This window comes from Pseudomonas sp. TMW22090, assembly GCF_022496665.1.
Lineage (GTDB): Bacteria > Pseudomonadota > Gammaproteobacteria > Pseudomonadales > Pseudomonadaceae > Aquipseudomonas > Aquipseudomonas gregormendelii.
In genome coordinates this window covers 566,394-588,701 of sequence record NZ_SCFH01000003.1, presented here as the reverse complement: position 1 = coordinate 588,701, position 22,308 = coordinate 566,394, and the positions used below count along the sequence as shown (strand labels likewise).

20 protein-coding genes are annotated in these 22,308 nt (G+C 59.4%); 10 read left to right on the top strand and 10 right to left on the bottom strand.

The features are described 5' to 3' along the window. Positions 1-12 precede the first annotated feature (12 nt). A complete protein-coding gene (gene hemF / locus EQV97_RS11980; RefSeq protein WP_122840903.1) occupies positions 13-927 on the bottom strand; it encodes an oxygen-dependent coproporphyrinogen oxidase in 915 nt (304 codons plus the stop codon). A 158-nt stretch (positions 928-1,085) separates the two neighbouring features. Between hemF and EQV97_RS11975 the strand changes: the two genes are divergently transcribed. Beyond that, complete coding sequence (locus tag EQV97_RS11975; protein ID WP_240888975.1) at positions 1,086-2,063, top strand: NADPH:quinone reductase; 978 nt, start codon at positions 1,086-1,088, stop codon at positions 2,061-2,063. A 48-nt stretch (positions 2,064-2,111) separates the two neighbouring features. On the opposite strand, the gene EQV97_RS11970 is transcribed toward EQV97_RS11975, so the two are convergent. From EQV97_RS11970 to EQV97_RS11960, 3 genes are all read right to left on the bottom strand, one after another. Continuing rightward, positions 2,112-2,669 carry an L-threonylcarbamoyladenylate synthase gene (locus EQV97_RS11970; protein WP_122840905.1) on the bottom strand — a complete coding sequence of 186 codons (558 nt, stop codon included), beginning with the start codon at positions 2,667-2,669 and terminating at the stop codon, positions 2,112-2,114. A gap of 54 nt (positions 2,670-2,723) precedes the next feature. After that, on the bottom strand, positions 2,724-3,824 hold the full coding sequence (dprA, locus tag EQV97_RS11965; RefSeq protein ID WP_240888974.1) for a DNA-processing protein DprA: 1,101 nt from the start codon (positions 3,822-3,824) through the stop codon (positions 2,724-2,726). Positions 3,825-3,904: 80 nt separating this feature from the next. Continuing rightward, entirely contained in the window at positions 3,905-4,930 is a 1,026-nt protein-coding gene (locus tag EQV97_RS11960; RefSeq protein ID WP_122840907.1) for a LysM domain-containing protein, read from the bottom strand. A gap of 169 nt (positions 4,931-5,099) precedes the next feature. Between EQV97_RS11960 and def the strand changes: the two genes are divergently transcribed. From def to EQV97_RS11935, 5 genes are all read left to right on the top strand, one after another. After that, positions 5,100-5,606, top strand: coding sequence for a peptide deformylase (gene def / locus EQV97_RS11955; protein ID WP_017341723.1), 507 nt, complete (start codon positions 5,100-5,102; stop codon positions 5,604-5,606). A 57-nt stretch (positions 5,607-5,663) separates the two neighbouring features. Beyond that, complete coding sequence (gene fmt / locus EQV97_RS11950) at positions 5,664-6,623, top strand: methionyl-tRNA formyltransferase (protein ID WP_122840908.1); 960 nt, start codon at positions 5,664-5,666, stop codon at positions 6,621-6,623. Next, on the top strand, positions 6,620-7,930 hold the full coding sequence (gene rsmB / locus EQV97_RS11945) for a 16S rRNA (cytosine(967)-C(5))-methyltransferase RsmB (protein ID WP_122840909.1): 1,311 nt from the start codon (positions 6,620-6,622) through the stop codon (positions 7,928-7,930). The genes fmt and rsmB overlap by 4 nt, the downstream gene beginning before the upstream one ends. Positions 7,931-7,953: 23 nt before the next feature. After that, positions 7,954-9,327: a Trk system potassium transporter TrkA gene (gene trkA / locus EQV97_RS11940; RefSeq protein WP_045061227.1), complete on the top strand. Its 1,374-nt coding sequence runs from the start codon at positions 7,954-7,956 to the stop codon at positions 9,325-9,327. Positions 9,328-9,419: 92 nt separating this feature from the next. Continuing rightward, entirely contained in the window at positions 9,420-9,731 is a 312-nt protein-coding gene (locus EQV97_RS11935; protein ID WP_240888973.1) for a tetratricopeptide repeat protein, read from the top strand. A gap of 74 nt (positions 9,732-9,805) precedes the next feature. Here EQV97_RS11935 and EQV97_RS11930 read toward each other — a convergent pair whose 3' ends face one another. Continuing rightward, positions 9,806-10,693, bottom strand: coding sequence for a lysophospholipid acyltransferase (locus tag EQV97_RS11930; protein WP_045061229.1), 888 nt, complete (start codon positions 10,691-10,693; stop codon positions 9,806-9,808). A gap of 40 nt (positions 10,694-10,733) precedes the next feature. After that, positions 10,734-11,291, bottom strand: a complete 558-nt coding sequence (gene tag / locus EQV97_RS11925) for a DNA-3-methyladenine glycosylase I (protein WP_045061230.1) — start codon at positions 11,289-11,291, stop codon at positions 10,734-10,736. Between the two features lie 81 nt (positions 11,292-11,372). On the opposite strand from tag, the gene glyQ reads away from it, so the two are divergent. The 4 genes from glyQ (at position 11,373) to EQV97_RS11905 (ending at position 15,783) form a co-directional block, all read left to right on the top strand. After that, positions 11,373-12,326 (top strand): glycine--tRNA ligase subunit alpha, encoded by a 954-nt coding sequence (gene glyQ / locus EQV97_RS11920; protein WP_008155694.1) that lies wholly within the window; start codon positions 11,373-11,375, stop codon positions 12,324-12,326. Further along, positions 12,323-14,377: a glycine--tRNA ligase subunit beta gene (gene glyS / locus EQV97_RS11915; RefSeq protein WP_122840911.1), complete on the top strand. Its 2,055-nt coding sequence runs from the start codon at positions 12,323-12,325 to the stop codon at positions 14,375-14,377. The genes glyQ and glyS overlap by 4 nt, the downstream gene beginning before the upstream one ends. A 4-nt stretch (positions 14,378-14,381) precedes the next feature. After that, the gene (gmhB, locus tag EQV97_RS11910) at positions 14,382-14,921 is read left to right on the top strand and encodes a D-glycero-beta-D-manno-heptose 1,7-bisphosphate 7-phosphatase (protein WP_163019522.1); all 540 of its coding nucleotides are present in this window, start codon (positions 14,382-14,384) and stop codon (positions 14,919-14,921) included. 82 nt (positions 14,922-15,003) lie between these two features. After that, complete coding sequence (locus EQV97_RS11905) at positions 15,004-15,783, top strand: lysophospholipid acyltransferase family protein (RefSeq protein WP_122840913.1); 780 nt, start codon at positions 15,004-15,006, stop codon at positions 15,781-15,783. Positions 15,784-16,036: 253 nt separating this feature from the next. On the opposite strand, the gene gyrB is transcribed toward EQV97_RS11905, so the two are convergent. Genes gyrB through dnaA form a run of 4 tightly spaced genes read right to left on the bottom strand, consistent with a single transcriptional unit; the run spans position 16,037 to position 22,249 of the window. After that, positions 16,037-18,454, bottom strand: coding sequence for a DNA topoisomerase (ATP-hydrolyzing) subunit B (gyrB, locus tag EQV97_RS11900; RefSeq protein ID WP_122841277.1), 2,418 nt, complete (start codon positions 18,452-18,454; stop codon positions 16,037-16,039). 5 nt (positions 18,455-18,459) lie between these two features. Then, entirely contained in the window at positions 18,460-19,563 is a 1,104-nt protein-coding gene (gene recF, locus EQV97_RS11895; RefSeq protein WP_240888972.1) for a DNA replication/repair protein RecF, read from the bottom strand. A gap of 20 nt (positions 19,564-19,583) precedes the next feature. Continuing rightward, positions 19,584-20,687: a DNA polymerase III subunit beta gene (gene dnaN / locus EQV97_RS11890; protein ID WP_007948106.1), complete on the bottom strand. Its 1,104-nt coding sequence runs from the start codon at positions 20,685-20,687 to the stop codon at positions 19,584-19,586. Positions 20,688-20,725: 38 nt separating this feature from the next. Next, a complete protein-coding gene (gene dnaA, locus EQV97_RS11885) occupies positions 20,726-22,249 on the bottom strand; it encodes a chromosomal replication initiator protein DnaA (protein WP_122840915.1) in 1,524 nt (507 codons plus the stop codon). Positions 22,250-22,308 lie beyond the last annotated feature (59 nt).

Genomic DNA, 22,308 nt, shown 5'->3' with positions numbered 1-22,308 from the left:
AGTTTTCCTCGTTCAGGCCTTGGCCAACCAATCGCGGTCTTGCAGGAAATATTCGGTCAGCCGCGCTTCTTCGCTGCCCGGCTCGGCCTTCCAGTCGTACCCCCAACGCACTTGCGGCGGCAGCGACATGAGGATTGATTCAGTGCGCCCGCCCGACTGCAGGCCGAACAGCGTGCCACGGTCGTAGACCAGGTTGAATTCGACATAGCGGCCGCGACGGAACTCCTGGAATTCGCGTTGCCTGGCAGTGAATGCATCGTTCTTGCGGCGCTGGACGATCGGCAGGTAGGCCTCAATGAACGCGTCGCCGATGGCCCGCATGAAAGCAAAGCTGGTGTCGAAATCCCATTCATTGAGGTCATCGAAAAACAGGCCGCCAATGCCACGCGGCTCGTGGCGATGCTTGATATGAAAGTAGCTGTCGCACCATGCCTTGTAGCGCGAATAGACGTCGGGACCAAACGGCGCGCAAGCCTGCTCGGCAACCCGATGCCAATGCACACAATCTTCTTCATTGCCGTAATAGGGCGTCAGGTCGAAACCGCCGCCAAACCACCAGACGGGTTCTTCGCCTTCTTTCTCCGCGATGAAAAACCGCACATTGGCGTGCGAAGTCGGCACCATCGGGTTGTGCGGGTGGATGACCAGGGACACGCCGAGCGCTTCGAAACCGCGTCCGGCAAGCTCTGGTCGATGGGCACTGGCCGAGGGTGGGAGGCCGCTGCCAAACACGTGGGAAAAGTTGACGCCGCCTTTCTCGATGACAGCACCGTTCTCGATCACGCGAGTGCGACCGCCCCCACCCGCGGGTCTGGTCCAGGCATCCTCGACGAAGCGCGTACCGCCGTCTTCGGCTTCAAGGGCAGCGCAAATGCGGTCTTGCAGGTCGAGCAGATAGGCTTTTACGGCCTCGGTACGGGTCGTCATGGCATCACCTTGAATCGGGACAAACGGCGCGGCGCGTCAACGGCCGGCGGCAAATTGCTGCACAGGATAACACCGCACCCTGTTGCACCACAGTTGACGAAGATCATGCTTAGGAGTCCGATAGGGGGCTTACCCAAACGATCACCAGGAGAGTTCTGATGGCAAAGCGTATCCAGTTCAGTGCCCATGGCGGCCCCGAAGTGCTCGAGTATGTCGACTACCAACCTGCCGAGCCTGGCCCGCAGCAGGTACGCGTGAGCAATAAGGCCATCGGCCTGAACTTCATCGACACCTATTACCGCAGCGGACTGTATGCGCCACCGGCCTTGCCATCGGGCCTGGGTTCAGAGGGCGCCGGCGTGGTCGAAGCGGTGGGCAACGCAGTCACTCGATTCAAAGTGGGTGATCGGGTGGCCTACGGCAGCGGCCCATTGGGCGCCTACAGCGACACTCACGTGTTGCCCGAAGCCAACCTGGTGCAGCTGCCGGATGCGATCAGCTTCGAGCAGGCGGCAGGCGTGATGCTCAAGGGCCTGACCGTGCAGTACCTGCTGCGCCAGACCTATGAACTCAAAGGCGGCGAAACCATCCTGTTTCATGCGGCTGCGGGTGGGGTAGGTTCGCTGGCGTGCCAATGGGCCAAAGCCCTGGGTGTGAAGTTGATCGGCACTGTCAGCTCTGCAGAGAAAGCCGCATTGGCCACAGCCAACGGAGCCTGGGCGACGATCAACTACAGCCATGAAAACGTGGCGCAGCGCGTCCTGGAATTGACCGACGGCAAGAAAGTGCCTGTGGTTTACGACGGGGTCGGCAAGGACACCTGGCTGACATCCCTCGACAGCGCTGCGCCACGCGGCCTGGTGGTGAGTTTCGGCAATGCGTCGGGCGCGGTGGACGGGGTGAACCTGGGGATTCTATCGGCGAAGGGTTCGCTGTATGTGACCCGGCCAACACTTGCGACCTACGCCAACAACGCCGAAAACCTGCAGCGCATGGCGGATGAGTTGTTCGAGATGATCAGCAGCGGGAAGTTGAAGGTGGATATCAGCCAGCAATATCCGCTGGCCGAAGCGGCGAAGGCTCAGACCGAGCTGTCGGCACGGCGTACTACAGGCTCGACTATTTTGTTGCCTTGAGGACGCCATCGCGGGCAAGCCTTGCCCGCGATGAACGATGACTCGGTCTCAATCCGGGCGAATGACCTGCCCCGTCGCCAGGTCCCGAATCACACTCGGATTCCTGCGCCCACCCAAATTACCGCCCAGGATGTAATCCACCTGCCCACGGAAATACTGCTCCACGCGAATCCGTGTGCGCGCTGCCGGCCGACCTTGCGGGTTGGCCGAAGTGGACACCAACGGCCCTACCAATGAACACAGGTCCCGTACCTGAGGATGATCGCTGACGCGCAACGCCACGGTCTCATGCTTGCCAGTAATCCACAGTGGCAACTGATTCTGGTGCGGCACCAGCCAGGTGTTAGGTCCCGGCCAGGTGCTGGCCATGCGGTCCATCCACAACTCGGGAAAATCCTCGAACAGGAAGTCGAACTGGCGAATATTATCGGCGACCAGAATCAGGCCCTTCTCCATGGACCGTCCCTTGATCATCAGCAAACGTTCCACTGCGCTCTGGTCCCATGGGTCGCAACCCAGACCCCAGACCGCTTCGGTTGGATAGGCAATCACCGCGCCTGAGCGAACGGCTTGCGCGGCTTGTTGCACACGCCAACTGTTGACCATGAAAAACTCTCCGGAATAAGGCTCTGCGCAGTTTACCGATCTTCCTCATAAAACCTAGCTCACCCGCGCAAACCAGCGACCGCTTTCACATACCGCCCGACCGTCCATTTCCAGTTCGGTCAGCGCGGCCAGCACCTTGGGCAATGCCCAGCCGCTGCTAATGGCCAACGATTCACTGGTATGCGGCGCCGCGTGAAGCAACGCGAGCAGGGGGTGGGTCACCGCCGGCATAGGTGTGGAAAATGACAACTGTTGCCAACCGCGCAAGGCTTCAAGAATGTGCTCGATGGTTTCCACCAGCATGGCACCATCGCGAATCAGCTGATGACAGCCCTTGGCGCCGGGATGATGAATCGATCCCGGAATCGCATAAACCTCCCGCCCTTGCTCCGCCGCCAGCCTGGCGGTAATTAACGAACCACTGGCGACGCTCGCTTCGACCACCAGTACGCCGAGGGACAAACCACTGATGATTCTGTTGCGCCGCGGGAAGTTGCTGGCGGTGGGGGCCGCGTCCAGCGGAAACTCCGAAACCACTGCGCTGCCAGAGGCAATCATGGCTTCTGCCAGCCTGCGATTGCGCTGTGGATAAAACTTTTCAAGTCCCGTGCCAAGTACCCCGACCGTTCGCCCGCCCACGTCCAGAGCCGCCTGGTGCGCTGCAGCGTCGATGCCAAGGGCCAGACCACTGGTAATCACAAAACCGGCACCGGCCAGGCTGCGGGAGAACGCTGCGGCCGTGTCCATCCCCGGACGAGATGCGCGACGACTGCCGACCATCGCCAACTGTGGTTTGTCCAGGATACCGGGATCGCCCGCGACAAATAACAAGGGCGGCGGGTCACTGATTTCCGCCAGCAGCGCCGGGTAGTCAGGTTGGTCCCACATCAGTAAATGCTGGCGCGGACGCTCCAGCCAGGCCAATGCATGGTGGGCGCCATGGCGCACATCGGGATCGCGACGCCCCTCGGAGCAAGCGAATGGAAGGCCCAGAGACTTCCAGGCGTTGGCCGGCGCGCTCAGCGCTTTTGAGGCCGAGCCGAAGGCATCCAGTAGCTTTTTAAACCGCGCCGGCCCCAGTTCGGGTAAGCGATGCAGACGCAGACGCGCCTCCAGTTCGGCAGGCGAAACAGCTGCAGCAGCAGAGAATGTCATGGATCATCCTTGATCGTTATGAAGCCCGTTCAAACGGGCATAAGCTGTGGATAAGTCTGTTGGTAACTTGTGAAGCAGGCTTACGGATTTCGTACTTTGTCCATCACCGCTAAAGACCGCGAAGCATTGAGGACCAGGCCGTAACTGAGTTTGTCGTAGGTGCGGAAAACCATTAGCAACCCGGCGCGCTCATCGGGAATCTTCAACGGCTGACCGGTGATGCGGTCCCGCACGGTTTCACCGGTTTTCATCACCACCAGCACATTGCCTTCGGCCAATCCGTCGCGCTGCCCCTTGTTCAACGTGACGACATCCATCGCGCCGATCTGGGTCACCCCGCGCGGCACATCAATGATCAAGCCCTTGATGTCGGTCTTTGGCGCACTGGGCATGAAGGTGGAATTGATCGAACGCTCCTCGCCACTGAACAGCCGATCCCCCAGGCGCACCTCCTGGGTAGTGCGCTGCAGCGCCAGGGTGGCGACATCGCCCTCGGCGGCCACGATCTCGCCACCGCCGATATCGTCCGCGTTGATCCCGAGGAACTCCTTGCTCTCGGGATCGGTGTAAACCTTGCCCTGGCGGAAGATTCCATACACTGGCTGGTTCGGATCAAATTGCCCGCGGGCGAAGATGCGGTCTCCGGTGCCGCTGAGCACGCGCTCGGCATCGCCGGCAACGATATAGGGCGCCTTGTCGAAGTCCTCGACCTTGTCGACGATACGGTTGCTCAACAGGAAGCTGTTAATCAATTGCAGCGGAATGCTCGGAATCGCATCCGCCACCGGTGAACTGCGAATGCGCGGCGACAACTTGATAGTGCCCCTGGAAGCCCCGCGATTGAGGGTCAGGCGCGGCTGGCCGTTGATGTAGACCAGCGTCAGCGAGTCGCCCGGATAGATGAGATTGGGGTTTTCGATCTGGGGATTGGCTTGCCATAACTCCGGCCACTTCCATGGCTCGCGCAAGAATTTTCCAGAGATGTCCCAGAGTGTGTCGCCGGTAACCACCGTGTATTGCTGTGGAAAACCTTCCCTGAGTTGCACTTGCCCATGCGCTAAACCGGCTGAAGCCAGAAGCAGCAGGGCGAGTAGTGATTTCCTCATGCGGTGAATCCCTTTATTATGTGCGTTCGCGTGAAACGCCAGAGCCCTCGTGGCTCGCTCCCGACTCTTTGCAGAGAAAAGGGAGCTACGCTTCACAACGGTAGCCTGCATCTTCGGACCCGCCAGGCCATCGACCCGACTTTACCTCACACGTGCAGCAAATAAGCTTATGGCCATTTTAGACATCCTCGAATTTCCCGACTCGCGCCTGCGCACTATCGCCAAACCTGTGGCTGTAGTGGACGACGAAGTGCGTCAGTTGGTCGACGACATGTTTGAAACAATGTATGAAGCGCCAGGCATCGGCCTCGCCGCGACCCAGGTCAACGTGCACAAACGTATCGTCGTGATGGACCTCTCCGAAGACCGCAGCGAGCCGCGGGTTTTCATCAACCCCGAGTTCGAATCACTGACCGACGAGATGGAACAATATCAGGAAGGGTGCCTCTCGGTGCCGGGCTTCTACGAAAATGTCGATCGCCCGCAAAAGGTCAAGGTCAAGGCCCTGGACCGCGACGGCCAGCCCTACGAACTGATCGCCGAAGGCCTGCTTGCCGTGTGCATCCAGCACGAATGCGACCACCTCAACGGCAAATTGTTCGTCGACTACCTGTCCAACCTGAAACGTGACCGAATCAAGAAGAAACTGGAAAAGCTCCATCGCCAGAACGCTTGATGCCCTCCTTTCAAAGGCTTGCTGCGGCAAGCCTTTTCTTTTTCAGAGATCGCTCCCATGACTGAGCCATTGCGCATCGTCTTTGCCGGCACCCCGGAATTCGCCGCCGAACACCTCAAGGCGCTGCTCGCCAGCCCGTACGAGATTGTCGCGGTCTACACCCAGCCGGACCGCCCGGCGGGCCGTGGGCAAAAGCTGATGCCAAGCCCAGTCAAGCAGCTCGCGCTGGAACATCATATTCCGGTGTTGCAGCCGCCGACCCTGCGCAATGAAGACGCCCAAGCCGAATTGGCCGCACTGAACCCGGACCTGCTGGTGGTGGTCGCCTACGGCCTGATCCTGCCGCAAGTGGTGCTGGATATTCCACGCCTGGGCTGCATCAACAGTCATGCCTCTTTGCTCCCGCGCTGGCGCGGAGCGGCGCCAATCCAGCGTGCCGTCGAAGCCGGTGACAGCGAAAGTGGCGTCACCGTGATGCGCATGGAGCTGGGCCTCGATACCGGGCCGATGCTGCTTAAGGTCACCACGCCGATCACTGGTGAAGACACCGGTGGCAGTCTCCATGACCGGCTGGCTGAAATGGGTCCGCCGGCAGTGGTGCAGGCTATCGCCGGGCTGGCTGCCGGAACGCTGGAAGGCGAGGTGCAGGACGACAGCCTCGCCACCTACGCACATAAGTTGAACAAGGACGAAGCGCGCATCGACTGGAGTCGTCCGGCGCTAGAGCTGGAACGTCTGGTGCGCGCCTTCAACCCCTGGCCTGTCACCCACAGCTCTCTCAATGGCGAAGCGCTGAAAGTCCTGGCCGCGAACCTCGCTGAAGGGCAGGGTGCCCCGGGTGAAATCCTTGGCGCCAGCAAGGATGGACTGGTCGTGGCTTGCGGCGAGCAGGCGCTGTGCCTGACGCGCCTGCAATTACCCGGCGGCAAGGCGCTGAACTTCAGCGACCTGTTCAACAGCCGTCGCGAGAAATTCGCCCTCGGCACCGTCCTCGGCCAAGCGGTGGAGGCGCAATGAACCCGCGTCTCGCCGCCGCCAAGGCGCTCGCCGCTGTGCTTAACGGCAAAGCCTCGCTCAACAGTTCACTGCCCACGCAAATGGACAAGGTTGAAGACCGCGATCGCGGCTTCACCCAGGACCTGGCGTTCGGGACTGCGCGCTGGCAGCCACGCTTGTCGGCGCTCGCGGCAAAGCTGCTGCAAAAACCCTTCAAGGCGGCAGACGCCGATGTCGAGGCGCTGTTGCTGGTTGGCCTGTACCAACTGCTCTACACCCGGGTTCCCGCCCACGCCGCCATTGGTGAAACCGTCGGTTGCGCCGACAAGCTGAAAAAACCATGGGCCAAGGCGCTGCTCAACGCCGTGCTGCGCCGTGCCCAACGTGAAAGCGAAGCGCTACTGGCCGAGCTGGAACACGATCCGGTGGTGCGCACAGCCCATCCACGCTGGTTGCAAAAATCGCTCAAGGCATTCTGGCCCGAGCAGTGGGAAGCCATTTGTGCAGCGAATAACGCGCACCCACCGATGATTCTGCGGGTCAATCGCCGTCATCACAGCCGCGACGCCTACCTCGGACTGCTGAGTGAAGCGGGGATCGCCGCCAGCCCATGCGTCTACAGCCAGGATGGCATCATCCTCGACACGGCTGCCGATGTGCGCAGCCTGCCTGGGTTCGCCGAAGGCTGGATCAGCGTGCAGGACGAGGCGGCGCAACTGGCCGCCGATCTGCTCGACCTGGCACCGGGCCAACGGGTACTGGACGCGTGCTGCGCGCCGGGCGGAAAGACCTGCCACATCCTCGAAGCCGAGCCCCGGCTGGCGGGCGTCGTCGCCGTCGACCTGGAGGCCAAGCGCCTGGTGCGCGTGCGGGAAAACCTCGCCCGCCTGGGCCTGAGCGCCGAGCTGATTGCTGCCGATGGCCGCGATACCGCCACCTGGTGGGACGGCAAACCCTTCCAGCGCATCCTGCTAGATGCCCCGTGCTCGGCGACCGGCGTCATCCGGCGTCATCCGGACATCAAGCTGACTCGCCAACCTGACGACATCGCCGCACTGGCGGTTCTTCAGGGCGAATTGCTCGACGCCATGTGGATAACCCTGGAAGTCGGCGGCATCCTCCTTTACGCCACCTGCTCCACATTGCCGACCGAAAACACTGAAGTCATTGAAGCCTTCCTCGCCCGCACCCCGGGCGCCCGCGAGCTCGATCTCGCGACGGCCGCTGGCATCAAGCAGCCCCACGGCCGTCAGTTGCTCGCCCAGCAAGGCGGACATGACGGGTTTTACTACGCCAAGCTGATCAAGATCGCCGCCGCGCGCGGTTAACCGGACTTCAAGGGAGTGACTGGATGAAAATCATCATCCTCGGCGCGGGGCAGGTCGGTGGTTCGCTGGCCGAGCACCTGGCCAGCGAAGCCAATGACATCACTGTGGTCGACACCGACAGCGAACGTCTGCGTGACCTCGGCGACCGCCTGGACATCCGCACCGTGCAAGGCCGCGGCTCATTGCCCACGGTGCTGCGTCAAGCGGGCGCGGACGACGCCGACATGCTGGTGGCGGTGACCAACAGCGACGAAACCAACATGGTCGCGTGCCAGGTGGCCCACACCCTGTTCCACACCCCGACCAAGATCGCCCGGGTACGTGAAGCGGCATACCTCACCCGCTCCGAGTTGTTTGACAATGAAGCGATCCCGGTCGACGTGCTGATCAGCCCGGAACAAGTGGTGACCAACTACATCAAGCGCCTGATCCAACACCCGGGCGCGCTACAGGTCATCGACTTCGCCGAAGGCAAAGCGCAATTGGTGGCGGTGAAGGCCTATTACGGCGGGCCGCTGGTGGGACAGCAACTTCGCCAGTTGCGCGAACACATGCCAAATGTCGAAACCCGCGTCGCGGCGATCTTTCGCCGGGACCGCCCGATCCTGCCCCAGGGCGACACCGTGATCGAAGCGGACGACGAAGTGTTTTTCATCGCCGCCAAAGCGAATATCCGCGCGGTGATGAGCGAAATGCGCCGCCTGGATGAAACCTACAAACGTATTGTGATTGCCGGGGGCGGGCAGATCGGCGAGCGCCTGGCCGAGGCGATCGAAAGCCGCTACCAGGTCAAGATCATCGAGATGAACCCGATACGCTGCCGGCACCTGTCGGATACCCTGGACAGTACCGTGGTGTTGCAGGGCAGCGCTTCGGACCGTGATCTGCTGCTGGAAGAAAACATAGCCGACGCCGACCTGTTCCTGGCTCTGACCAACGACGATGAAGCCAACATCATGTCTTCGCTGCTGGCTAAACGCCTGGGCGCGAAGAAGGTGATGACGATCATCAACAATCCGGCCTATGTCGATCTGATCCAGGGCGGCGACATCGATATCGCCATCAGTCCGCAGCTCGCAACCATCGGCACCTTGCTCGCCCACGTGCGCCGCGGCGACATCGTCAGCGTGCACTCATTGCGCCGGGGTGCGGCCGAAGCGATCGAAGCGATTGCCCACGGCGATGAGAAATCAAGCAAGGTGATCGGCAAGGCCATCGAGAACATTGGCCTGCCACCGGGCACGACCATTGGTGCGATCATCCGCGATGAAGAAGTGATCATTGCCCATGACGACACAGTGATCGAGGCGGGGGACCATGTGATCCTGTTCCTTGTGGATAAAAAGCATATCCGGGATGTGGAGAAGCTGTTCCATGTGGGGTTGAGCTTCTTCTAAGCCAGTTTGGTGGCGAGTTCATTGGCCTCATCGCGGGTAAGCCTTGCTCCCGCAGGCAATCTCATGATCACAAATCAATCAGAGGGTAATCCATGCTCGAATCCCTGGAAAAAATGCTCGCCAAGGGTGTGGATAACGCATTGCTGCGCTTCGGCCTGGGTAAGGGTTACCTGGATCTTGGGGAAAACGCCAAGGCGGCCGAGCATTTCCAGCGCTGTGTAGCGTTTGATCCGAAGTATTCGGCGGCCTGGAAGCTATTGGGCAAGGCGTATCTGGCGCAGGCTGACTTCGCAGCCGCCCGCCATGCCTGGGACATGGGCCTGGAGGCTGCCCGGGCCCATGGCGACAAGCAGGCGGAAAAAGAAATGACCGTATTCCTGAAGAAACTAGACCGCCACCCGTAGGAGCTGGCGCAGCCTGCGATCTTTTGACCTTTTCAAATCAAAAAATCGCAGGCTGTGCCAACTTCTATATAACCTCAGTACCAGCGCTCTTCGCCCGGCGGACGCTTCTTGAAGCGTTTCATGCTCCACATGTATTGGCTTGGATACGCACCGACATAACGCTCCACCACCTTGCTCATCGCCGCGCAGGACGTCTCGGTGTCGGTGCTGTACATCGCATCAGGCGCTGCTTCGAGTATCACTTTGTAACCCGAACCGTCCGGCAGCCGCAGTGCATGCAGGAAGACGCCGACGGCTTTGCCGCCGGCCAGCATGTTTGGCACAAACTTGCTGGTCAGGGCCTGGGTGGCGAAAAACGGCACGAAAATCCCGGCAGACTCTGCCGGCTCAGGGTCCGCAGGAATACCCACTGCGCCACCTTTGCGTACCTCCTTGATCACGCTGAGAATGCCTTCCTTGGTGGAAGCCGCGACTCGGTTGCCCAGTTGTACTCGCTGTTTGCGCAGTAAATCATCCACCGCCTTCAACTTCGGTGGTCGGTAGAAAATGATCGGCTTGCACTGGCTGCAATAGAAATGGTTCAGCACTTCCCAGTTGCCCAAGTGACTGGTAATGCCCACAACGCCCTTGCCCGAAGCCAGGGCGTCCTTCAGCACGTCCAGACCTTCGACTTCACGCACCAGGTCGATCGAACGCTGCGCCGGCCAGATCCACGCGCAGGCACTCTCGGTCAGCGATTTGCCGATGTCCCGCAGGCTGCGACCCACCAGCTGTTCACGCTCGGCCGGGTCCATCTCGGGGAAACACTTGGCCAGGTTGATCCGCACCACATCGCGCGAGCGGTTGGGGGTTTTCCACATCACCCAGCCGATGGCCGAGCCGACAGCCTGCACGGCGCGCCACGGAAGCAGGGCAAACAACCGCAGAGCGCCTACCAGCAAGGCGCCTTTAAACTTATCCACAGGTCACTCCTGATCTTGTGCTGTGTGCGAGGCGGCCATTCTAACCGCCGTTCGCCAAGGTCGCGTAACGATCGCAATCGCGGGTGTGGTCCATGACCATGCCCGACGCCTGCATCAGCGCGTAACAGATGGTGGGCCCGACGAAGGTGAACCCGGCTTTTTTCAGGCCCTTGCTCATTTCTACCGCCACGGGCGTCACGGCTGGCACTTCGCTGCGGTCCTTGAAATGATTGATCACCGGCGTTCCGCCGACAAACGACCAGAGGAACGCAACCGGATCCTCCAGCGCCAGCCAGGCCTGGGCATTACGGCGGGCCGCGTTGAGTTTCAGTCGATTGCGGATTATGCCGGGATCGAGCATCAATTCATCGATTTCCGCGTCGCTCATTTGCGCCACACGCTGCACATCGAAGCCAAACAGCACTTCGCGATAACGCTCGCGTTTGCGCAACACGGTGATCCAGGAAAGACCGGCCTGGAACCCTTCGAGCAAAAGCAACTCGAAGAGTCCCTGCGCATCGCGAAGCGGCGCGCCCCACTCCTGATCGTGATAAGCCATGTACAGCGGATCTTCGGAACACCAAAAGCAGCGTGGCATAAGGCTCCAGGGGGCGTGCGCAGGACCGAATCGGGTATACTCCCGCTCTTTAAATCGCAGCCCAAGAAACAGGTGAATTTCGTGAGCCAGCCTACGCCAGCCGTGCGTACCTTCCAAGACTTGATCCTCGCCCTCCAGCAATACTGGGCCGAGCAAGGTTGTGTGGTACTTCAGCCCTACGATATGGAAGTAGGCGCCGGCACTTTCCACACTGCCACATTCCTGCGCGCCATTGGCCCGGAAACCTGGAACGCCGCTTATGTGCAGCCCAGTCGTCGCCCGACTGACGGCCGCTACGGCGAAAACCCGAACCGCCTGCAGCACTACTACCAGTTCCAGGTAGTGCTGAAGCCGAACCCGGACAACTTCCAGGAACTGTACCTGGGCTCCCTCAAGCACGTTGGCCTGGACCCACTGGTCCATGACATTCGCTTCGTCGAAGACAACTGGGAGTCGCCAACGCTGGGCGCCTGGGGCCTGGGCTGGGAAGTGTGGCTCAACGGCATGGAAGTGACGCAGTTCACTTACTTCCAGCAGGCGGGCGGCATCGAGTGCTACCCGGTGACCGGCGAGATCACTTACGGTCTCGAGCGCCTGGCCATGTACCTGCAAGGCGTGGACTCGGTCTACGACCTGGTCTGGGCAGACGGCCCGATGGGCAAAGTCACCTACGGCGACGTGTTCCACCAGAACGAAGTCGAGCAGTCGACCTACAACTTCGAACACGCCAACGTCGAGAAGCTGTTCGAGCTGTTCGACTTCTACGAAAGCGAAGCCAAGCGCCTGATCGAACTCGACCAGCCGTTGCCGTTGCCTAGCTACGAAATGGTGTTGAAGGCGTCCCACACTTTCAACCTGCTGGATGCGCGCCGGGCAATCTCCGTGACTGCGCGTCAGCAATACATTCTGCGTGTACGCACCCTGGCGCGTTCCGTTGCGCAAGCCTACCTGCTGGCTCGCGCCAAGCTGGGCTTCCCGATGGCGACCCCGGATTTGCGTGACGAAGTACTGGCCAAGCTGGAGGCTGCACAATGAGTGCTCTGGATTTTCTGGTTGAACTGGGCACCGAAGAACTGCCACCCAAAGCGCTGAACGCTTTGGCGGATGCCTTTCTTGCCGGTATCGACAAGGGTCTGCAAGCTGCCGGCCTGAATTACGAGACCAAAACTGTCTACGCCGCGCCACGTCGCCTGGCGGTACTGATCACTTCGCTGGCTACCCAGCAGCCTGATCGCAGCATCAACCTCGATGGCCCGCCACGCCAGGCCGCTTTTGATGCCGAAGGTAACCCGACTCAGGCCGCCCTGGGCTTCGCCAAGAAGTGCGGCGTCGACTTGAGCGAAATCGATCAAAGCGGCCCGAAACTGCGCTACAGCCAGAGCATCGCCGGCAAACCGACCGCGAGCCTGCTACCGACCATCGTCGAAGACTCGCTGAACGACCTGCCGATTCCCAAGCGCATGCGCTGGGGCGCTCGCAAGGAAGAATTCGTGCGTCCGACCCAGTGGCTGGTAATGCTGCTCGGTGACCAGGTCATCGACTGCACCATCCTTGCCCAGAAGTCCGGCCGCGATTCCCGTGGTCACCGCTTCCATCACCCGCAAAGCGTGCGCATCACCTCGCCAGCCAATTACCTGGCCGACCTGCGTGCAGCCTACGTGCTGGCCGATGCCCATGAGCGTCGCGCCCTGATCAGCAAGCGCACCGAAGAACTGGCGACCCTGCAGGAAGGTACTGCGATCGTACCGCCAGCCCTGCTCGACGAAGTGACCGCGCTGGTTGAATGGCCGGTGCCGCTGGTGTGCTCGTTCGAGGAACGCTTCCTCGAAGTGCCACAGGAAGCCCTGATCACCACCATGCAGGACAACCAGAAGTACTTCTGCCTGCTGGATGCCGACGGCAAGTTGCTGCCCCGTTTCATCACCGTGGCCAACATCGAAAGCAAAGACCCGCAGCAGATCATCGCCGGTAACGAGAAAGTGGTTCGTCCACGCCTGACCGACGCCGAGTTCTTCTTCAAGCAGGACAAGAAGCAGAAACTCGAAGATTTCAACCTGCGCCTGCAGAACGTGGTGTTCCAGGAGAAGCTGGGCAGCGTCTACGACAAGGCCGAGCGCGTTTCCAAACTGGCTGCGTTCATCGCTCAACGCATCGGCGGCAACGCTGCATGGGCGGCCCGCGCAGGCCTGCTGTCCAAGTGCGACCTGTCGACCGAAATGGTCGGTGAGTTCCCCGAGATGCAAGGTGTCGCCGGGTACTACTACGCCCTCAACGACGGCGAGCCGGAAGAAGTCGCCCTGGCGCTGAACGAGCAGTACATGCCGCGCGGTGCCGGTGCCGAACTGCCGACCACGATGACCGGTGCGGCCGTTGCCATCGCCGACAAGCTCGACACCCTGGTAGGCATCTTCGGGATCGGCATGCTGCCGACCGGCAGCAAAGACCCCTATGCCCTGCGTCGTGCAGCACTGGGTGTGTTGCGCATCCTGATCGACAAGAAGCTCGACCTCGACCTGAATGACGCCGTGGCTTTCGCCGTGAATGCATTTGGCACCAAGGTCAAGGTTGCCGGCCTGAATGACTCGGTGCTGGAGTTCATCTTCGATCGTCTGCGTGCCCGTTACGAGGACGAAGGCGTGGATGTCGCGACCTACCTGTCGGTGCGCGCCCTGAAACCAGGTTCTGCACTGGACTTCGATCAACGCGTGCAAGCCGTCCAGGCGTTCCGTCAGTTGCCGGAAGCTGCAGCACTGGCCGCGGTGAACAAGCGCGTGTCGAACCTGCTGAGCAAGGTCGAAGGCTCGGTCCCGACCGTCGTCGAAGCCAAGTACTTCGATAATGCCAACGAGTTCTCCCTGTATTCGGCGATTCAGCAGGCGGATCAGGCTGTCCAGCCGATGGCTGCGGCGCGTCAGTACAGCGAGTCCCTGGCTCGGCTGGCCGCCTTGCGCGAGCCGGTGGATGCATTCTTCGAAGCCGTAATGGTCAACGCCGATGACGCCAATGTGCGCGCCAACCGTTATGCGTTGCTGGCGCGTCTGCGTGGATTGTTCCTCGGCGTTGCCGATATTTCGTTGCTGGGCTGAGGGACTGCTGTTGAAACTGCTGATTCTTGATCGGGACGGGGTGATCAACCATGACTCCGACGCTTACATCAAGTCGGTGGAGGAGTGGATTCCACTCCCCGGTTCGATCGAGGCCATCGCGCAGTTGAGCAAGGCCGGCTGGACGGTAGCAGTCGCCACCAACCAGTCGGGCATTGCTCGCGGCTACTACGACATCGCCACCCTGGACGCCATGCACGAGCGCTTGCGCTCGCTGGTGGCGCAGCAGGGCGGTGAAGTCGGGCTGATCGTCTATTGTCCGCACGGGCCGGACGACGGTTGCAACTGCCGCAAGCCAAAACCCGGGATGTTGCAAAGCATCGCCGCTCATTACAACGTGTCGCTGACAAATCTATGGTTCGTCGGCGATAGTCTTGGTGACCTGGAAGCCGCCAAAGCCGTCGATTCTCAGCCCGTTTTGGTAAAGACCGGGAAGGGCGAAAAAACGCTGGGCAAGACTCTGCCGGTGGGGACCTTGATTTTTGACGATCTGGCGGCGATTGCCGCAGAACTTATCCACAACTAGAGCGTTTTCGATATTCCTGAACCAGGATTGATCGGGAGTGCGCTTTGTATAGACGGGCACAGCCCGCACGGTAAACGTCGCCATGTCGATACTGCAGGCCATCAGAACCTTCCTTTTTTATCTGTTGCTGGGCACCAGCTCTCTGCTTTGGTGCAGCCTGAGCTTTTTTATCGCGCCCTTTCTGCCGTTCAAGGCGCGCTATCGTTTCATTAACGTGTACTGGTGCCGCTGCGCGCTGTGGCTGAGTAAAGTGTTCCTGGGCATCAGTTATGAAGTCAAAGGCGCGCAGAACGTACCTGATCAGCCTTGCGTGGTTCAGTCGAACCACCAGAGCACCTGGGAAACATTTTTTCTCTCGGCGTATTTCGAACCCTTGAGCCAGGTGCTCAAACGCTCGCTGCTGTTTGTGCCGTTTTTCGGCTGGGCGATGGCCATGCTGCGGCCTATTGCGATTGATCGTGACAACCCGAAAGCCGCCCTCAAGCATGTGGCCAAGAAAGGCGATGAATTGCTCAAGGACGGCGTCTGGGTGCTGATTTTCCCTGAAGGCACTCGTGTGCCTTACGGCACCATCGGCAAGTTTTCCCGAGGTGGCACCGCATTGGCTGTAAATGCTGCCCTGCCGGTACTGCCTATTGCGCACAATGCCGGTAAATTTTGGCCGAAATCCGGCTGGGCCAAGAAGCAGGGCGTCATCACTGTGATCATCGGCGAGCCGATGTATGCAGCAGGAACAGGGCCTCGGGCCATTGCTGAATTGAACGACCGGGTCCAGGCCTGGAACGAGCAGATGCAGCGGGAAATGGGTTCGTTGCCACCTGCACCCCAGGCACCCGCGGCAAGCGATCAACTGGTTGTCTGAGATTCTGTGGATAAGCTGTGTACCGTTTCCCGGAAAATGTCCTGAATACGATCGTAACTTACTGATTTATATGTATATTTATTAATTGCTGAATATCTGTAAAAAGGTGCATAAGTTTTTTTTGGATGTAAAAAAACCGGCTGATATAGCCGGTTTTTTTATGAGCGAAATTCGTCGGTTCTGAGCACCTTGCGAAACAAAAAGGCCAACGCAAGCGTTGGCCTTTTTGTCTGGCTGGGTTATCTACACTGGATCAGAAGTCCAGATTCGAAACCGCCAAGGCATTGCTCTCGATGAAGTCACGGCGAGGCTCGACCGCATCACCCATCAGGGTGTTGAAGATCTGGTCCGCGCCAATGGCGTCTTCGATGGTCACCTTCAGCATACGGCGCTGCGCAGGGTCCATGGTGGTTTCCCACAGCTGATCCGGGTTCATCTCGCCCAGACCTTTGTATCGCTGAATGGTGTGCCGCTTGGTGCTTTCGGCCATCAGCCATTCAAGCGCTTCCTTGAACTCGGTGACGGCCTTCTTGCGTTCGCCACGCTGGATATACGCGCCTTCGTCGAGCAGAGTGCTCAACTGAGCGCCCAGGGAGACCACGGTCTTGTAATCGTTGCTGCCGAAGAAGTCGCGGTTGAACGTCACGTAGTTCGACAAACCGTGGGAGATCAGCTCGACCTCAGGCAGCCAAACGTTACGTTCACGGTCTTCACGCAGGCTGGCCTTATAGACCAGACCCGACTTCTCAACGGTACGCAGGCGAACTTCGAACTTGGCCAACCACTCCTGCATGGCTGCATGATCGGACAGTTGCTCCATGCTGACTGCAGGCAGGTAGATGAAGTGCTCGGTCAGCTCCTGAGGATACAGGCGCGACAGACGCTTGAGGGTCTTCATCACCAGGCGGAAATCATTCACCAGGCGCTCAAGGGCTTCACCAGAGATACCCGGTGCCTCTTCATTCAGGTGCAGGCTGGCATCTTCCAGGGCCGATTGCGTCATGTATTCTTCCATGGCGTCATCGTCTTTGATGTACTGCTCTTGCTTGCCTTTCTTGACCTTGTACAGCGGCGGCTGGGCGATGTAGATGTAGCCACGCTCGATCAGCTCGGGCAACTGACGGAAGAAGAAGGTCAGCAGCAAGGTACGGATGTGCGAACCGTCGACGTCAGCATCGGTCATGATGATGATGTTGTGATAACGCAGTTTCTCAATGTTGTACTCGTCACGACCGATGCCGCAGCCGAGCGCCGTGATCAAGGTGCCTACTTCCTGCGAAGAGATCATCTTGTCAAAGCGGGCTTTCTCAACGTTGAGAATCTTGCCCTTCAACGGCAGGATGGCCTGGGTACGACGATTACGTCCCTGCTTGGCGGAGCCGCCAGCAGAGTCACCTTCCACGAGATACAGTTCGGAAAGGGCAGGGTCTTTTTCCTGGCAGTCAGCCAGTTTGCCCGGCAGGCCGGCGATATCCAGCGCGCCCTTGCGACGGGTCATCTCACGGGCTTTACGTGCTGCTTCACGAGCACGGGCGGCGTCGATCATCTTGCCGACGACCAGCTTGGCTTCGTTCGGGTTTTCCAGCAGGAAGTCGGAGAAGTACTTGCCCATTTCCTGTTCGACAGCGGTCTTCACTTCGGAAGAAACCAGCTTGTCCTTGGTCTGGGAGCTGAATTTCGGATCCGGGACTTTCACCGAAATGATCGCGGTCAGGCCTTCGCGCGCATCGTCACCTGTAGTGGCAACTTTGTGCTTCTTCGCCAAGCCCTCGGCTTCGATGTAAGTGTTCAGGTTACGCGTCAACGCCGAACGGAAACCCACCAGGTGAGTACCGCCGTCGCGCTGTGGAATGTTGTTGGTGAAGCACAACAGGTTCTCGTTGAAGCTGTCGTTCCACTGCAGGGCGATTTCTACACCAATGCCATCTTCACGTTGGATGTTGAAGTGGAACACCTGGTTGACCGCAGTCTTGTTGGTGTTCAGGTATTCAACGAACGCGCGCAGGCCGCCTTCATATTTGAACAGCTCTTCCTTGCCGCTACGCTCATCCTTTAGGACGATGCCAACACCGGAGTTCAGGAACGACAGTTCACGAATCCGCTTGGCCAGGATGTCCCAGCTGAAGTGGATATTCTTGAAGGTCAGGTCGGAAGGCTTGAAGTGGATCTGGGTGCCAGTAGTTTCACTCTCGCCAACGATTTTCATCGGCTCTTTCGGAACGCCGTGGATATAGGTCTGTTCCCAGATCTTGCCACTGCGTCGTACTGTCAGGATAAGCTCTTCGGACAGGGCGTTCACAACCGACACACCTACACCGTGCAGACCGCCGGATACCTTGTAGGAGTTATCGTCGAACTTACCGCCGGCGTGCAGCACGGTCATGATGACCTCGGCTGCAGAAACGCCTTCTTCCTTGTGCACGTCAACCGGGATGCCACGGCCGTTGTCGCGAACGGTGATGGATTCATCCGGGTGAATAATAATGCTGATGTCGTCGCAGTGGCCGGCTAGAGCTTCGTCGATCGAGTTATCGACCACCTCGAACACCATGTGGTGCAGACCGCTGCCATCGTCGGTGTCACCAATGTACATACCGGGACGTTTGCGTACGGCATCCAGGCCTTTCAGCACTTTAATGCTCGTTGAGTCGTACGTATTTTCTTCGCTCAATGCCTTCACTCCCGATGGTCGTGGGTCTGGGTGATACGGCCCTGTTCCACGTGGAACAAAGCGACTGGCGTTTCCGTCTGCCAGCCTTCCCTCAATAATTCATGATCTACACAGGTGATAAATACCTGGCAGCGTAAGTCTTCCAACAAGCGGCAAAGCGCGCGGCGGTGGTGCTCATCCAATTCGGACGGCAGGTCATCCACCAGATAAATACACTGGCCGCGACGGGCTTGGCTGACCAAGTGCCCCTGGGCAATGCGCAATGCACAAACCACCAGCTTCTGCTGACCGCGGGACAAGATGTCCGCGGCGTTATGTGCGCCCAATCTGAGACGCAAATCAGCGCGTTGTGGTCCGGCCTGGGTATGGCCCATTTGCTGATCCCGTTGCACGGAACCGGCGAGCACTGCACTCAGTTCGCGGTCTTTGTCCCAGCCTCTGTAATAGCTGAGCGTCAAACCTTCAAGCTCAACCAACTCACTCAGGGTTTGTTCAAAGACTGGTTTCAGGGCTTTGATATAGGCGCGACGGTATTCATCGATTTCCGCGCTGGCCTGGCACAGTTCCCTGTCCCAAACCGCTTGCGAAACGGCGTCAAGTGTACCATGCCGCAGCCAAGAGTTTCTCTGGCGCAGGGCCTTCTGCAACCGTTGCCAGGTGGACATGAATCGTGGTTCCACGTGGAACACACCCCAGTCGAGGAACTGCCGACGAATCTTCGGCGCGCCTTCGAGCAGGCGGAAGCTGTCAGGGTTGATCAGCTGCAAAGGGAGGATCTCGGCCAGCTGGGCTGCGCTACGAGCGTTTTGTCCATCAATGCGGATCTGGAACTCACCCTGACGGTCGCGCGAGATCCCCAGCGCGCTATGGCCGCCTTCGGCTAGCTCGACTTGACCGAATACGGTGCACGCCAGCTGCTCGTACTGAATAACGGGGAGCAGCCGGGTGCTACGAAACGAACGGGCCAGGCCCAGCAGATGGATGGCTTCCAACACGCTGGTCTTACCGCTGCCGTTGGCGCCGTAGAGAATATTGATTCGAGGGGAGGGGGAGATGGTCACCGGGTGCAGATTGCGCACCGCGGTGACCGAGACGCGACTTAATGACATCTAGCTTCTGCTGAGCATGATTACAGACGCATCGGCATGACAACGTAGGCCGAGTCGTCGTTGTCGGACTCCTGCACCAGCGCGCTGCTGTTGGAGTCGGACAGAATGAGGCGAACCTGCTCAGTGGTCATCACGCCCAGCACGTCGAGCAAATAGCTGACGTTGAAGCCGATTTCCAGCGAGCCCCCGTTGTACTCAACGCCCACTTCTTCCTCTGCCTCTTCCTGCTCAGGGTTGTTGGCCTGAATCTTCAGCTGACCATTGGCCAGCTGCAGGCGGATGCCACGATACTTTTCGTTGGACAAAATCGCGGTGCGGCTGAAAGCTTCACGCAGTGCCTGACGATCGCCGAGAACCAGCTTGTCACCCCCTTTAGGCAGGACACGCTCGTAATCGGGGAATTTGCCGTCTACCAGTTTGGAGGTGAAGGTGAACTCACCTGTGGTAGCACGAATGTGGTGCTGGCCCAACACGATGCTGACGATGCCATCCGGCTCGGTGAGAAGACGCGCCAGTTCAAGGATGCCCTTGCGTGGCACGATCACCTGGTGACGATCCGGTTGACCGATATCCGCCTGCATCGAGCACATCGCCAGACGGTGGCCGTCGGTGGCCACAGCGCGGATGATTCCGGCCGACACTTCCAGAAGCATGCCATTGAGGTAATAGCGCACATCTTGCTGGGCCATGGCGAAGCTGGTGCGCTCGATCAGACGACGCAACTTGCTTTGCTCCAGGCTGCACGTCAGCGAACCTGGGCCTTCCTCAACAGTCGGGAAATCATTGGCTGGCAGCGTCGAGAGGGTAAAGCGGCTACGACCGGCTTTCACCACGAGCTTTTGCTCGTCGACCTTGATATCAATCAGCGCGTCATTCGGCAGGCTCTTGCAGATGTCCATCAACTTGCGCGCAGGCACAGTGATGGAACCCGGGTCTGCCGGCTCTTCGAGCTGTACACGACCGACCAGCTCGACTTCCAGGTCGGTACCGGTCAGCGACAGTTGCTGGCCTTCGACAACCAGCAGCACGTTGGAAAGCACCGGCAAGGTCTGTCGGCGTTCGACGACGCCTGCGACCAGTTGCAGGGGTTTCAACAGGGCTTCGCGTTGAATGGTGAAATGCATGGTCTAGTCCCTTGCCTTAATAAGCTGCGCTGGTGTCATCAAGTGGTCAGTGTACGCAGCAGGTTCTTGTAGTCCTCGCGGATGTCCGCGTCGGATTCCTTAAGTTCGTTGATCTTGCGGCAGGCGTGCAAAACCGTCGTATGGTCACGGCCGCCAAACACATCGCCGATTTCCGGCAGGCTGTGGTTGGTCAGCTCCTTGGACAATGCCATGGCCACCTGACGCGGACGTGCCACCGAGCGAGAACGACGCTTGGACAGCAGGTCGGAGATCTTGATCTTGTAGTACTCGGCGACCGTGCGCTGAATGTTATCCACAGAGACCAGTTTGTCTTGTAGCGCCAACAGATCCTTCAGGGATTCGCGGATCAACTCAATGGTGATATCGCGACCCATGAAGTGCGAGTGGGCGATCACGCGTTTAAGCGCGCCTTCCAGTTCTCGCACGTTGGAGCGAATGCGCTGGGCAATGAAGAACGCGGCGTCGTGTGGCAGATCAACCTTGGCCTGATCGGCCTTCTTCATCAGGATCGCGACACGGGTTTCCAGTTCCGGCGGTTCGACTGCAACCGTCAGGCCCCAGCCGAAACGGGACTTCAGGCGTTCTTCAAGGCCTTCGATTTCTTTCGGATAGCGGTCACTGGTGAGAATGACCTGCTGGCCACCTTCGAGCAAAGCGTTGAAGGTGTGGAAAAACTCTTCCTGAGAACGTTCCTTGCGGGCGAAGAATTGAATGTCATCGATCAACAGCGCATCCACCGAACGGTAAAAGCGCTTGAATTCGTTGATCGCATTCAGCTGCAACGCCTTGACCATGTCGGCCACGAAACGCTCGGAATGCAGGTACACGACCTTCGCATTCGGATTCTTCTTTAACAGGTGGTTACCCACAGCGTGCATCAAGTGGGTCTTACCCAAGCCAACACCACCATAAAGGAAGAGCGGGTTGTAGCCATGCTTGGGGTTGTCCGCAACCTGCCAGGCCGCAGCGCGAGCGAGTTGGTTGGACTTGCCCTCGACGAAGTTCTCGAAGGTAAACGTGCGGTTCAGGTAGCTGGTGTGCTTGAGCGCACCTTCGACCTGCACCGTGCGCTGTTCAGCGCGAATCGGGGCCTGTTGCGAACTGGCACCGGCCATCGGGTCGAAACTGTCCCGGGACGGTTCTTCGCTGACATCGGCAATTTTTTGCGTCGAGCGTTTGGTCTGCTGCGGGGCAGCTGGCGCAGGCGCAGGTGCACTCACCGGAGCCTGTGCGGCCTGAGCCTGGGAAGCGGCGGCGGCCAGCGGAGCATTGGGTGCCGCCCGCGGCGCCGAACTGCGTTTGCTGCCTATTAATAAGGACAGCGCCGGCATCGAGCCATTGCCATGCTCATCCAGCAGCTCAAGAACACGACCCAGATACTTTTCGTTGACCCAGTCGAGAACAAAACGATTCGGCGCGTAGACACGCAGCTCGTCGCCTTCGGCTTCGACCTGTAGTGGACGGATCCAAGTGTTGAATTGTTGGGCAGGCAGCTCATCGCGCAAAAGCTCCACGCACTGCTGCCAAAGTTCCACTGACACGGATATCCCCTAAGTTGAAAGCCGGTGAGGCAAAAACAAGCGGCCATTGTAACGATCAG

Coding starts and splice junctions, on each gene's coding strand:
- hemF (WP_122840903.1), bottom strand. CDS start 927: ATGACGACCCGTACCGAGGCCGTAAAAGCCTATCTGCTCGACCTGCAA.
- EQV97_RS11975 (WP_240888975.1), top strand. CDS start 1,086: ATGGCAAAGCGTATCCAGTTCAGTGCCCATGGCGGCCCCGAAGTGCTC.
- EQV97_RS11970 (WP_122840905.1), bottom strand. CDS start 2,669: ATGGTCAACAGTTGGCGTGTGCAACAAGCCGCGCAAGCCGTTCGCTCA.
- dprA (WP_240888974.1), bottom strand. CDS start 3,824: ATGACATTCTCTGCTGCTGCAGCTGTTTCGCCTGCCGAACTGGAGGCG.
- EQV97_RS11960 (WP_122840907.1), bottom strand. CDS start 4,930: ATGAGGAAATCACTACTCGCCCTGCTGCTTCTGGCTTCAGCCGGTTTA.
- def (WP_017341723.1), top strand. CDS start 5,100: ATGGCCATTTTAGACATCCTCGAATTTCCCGACTCGCGCCTGCGCACT.
- fmt (WP_122840908.1), top strand. CDS start 5,664: ATGACTGAGCCATTGCGCATCGTCTTTGCCGGCACCCCGGAATTCGCC.
- rsmB (WP_122840909.1), top strand. CDS start 6,620: ATGAACCCGCGTCTCGCCGCCGCCAAGGCGCTCGCCGCTGTGCTTAAC.
- trkA (WP_045061227.1), top strand. CDS start 7,954: ATGAAAATCATCATCCTCGGCGCGGGGCAGGTCGGTGGTTCGCTGGCC.
- EQV97_RS11935 (WP_240888973.1), top strand. CDS start 9,420: ATGCTCGAATCCCTGGAAAAAATGCTCGCCAAGGGTGTGGATAACGCA.
- tag (WP_045061230.1), bottom strand. CDS start 11,291: ATGCCACGCTGCTTTTGGTGTTCCGAAGATCCGCTGTACATGGCTTAT.
- glyS (WP_122840911.1), top strand. CDS start 12,323: ATGAGTGCTCTGGATTTTCTGGTTGAACTGGGCACCGAAGAACTGCCA.
- EQV97_RS11905 (WP_122840913.1), top strand. CDS start 15,004: ATGTCGATACTGCAGGCCATCAGAACCTTCCTTTTTTATCTGTTGCTG.
- recF (WP_240888972.1), bottom strand. CDS start 19,563: ATGTCATTAAGTCGCGTCTCGGTCACCGCGGTGCGCAATCTGCACCCG.
- dnaN (WP_007948106.1), bottom strand. CDS start 20,687: ATGCATTTCACCATTCAACGCGAAGCCCTGTTGAAACCCCTGCAACTG.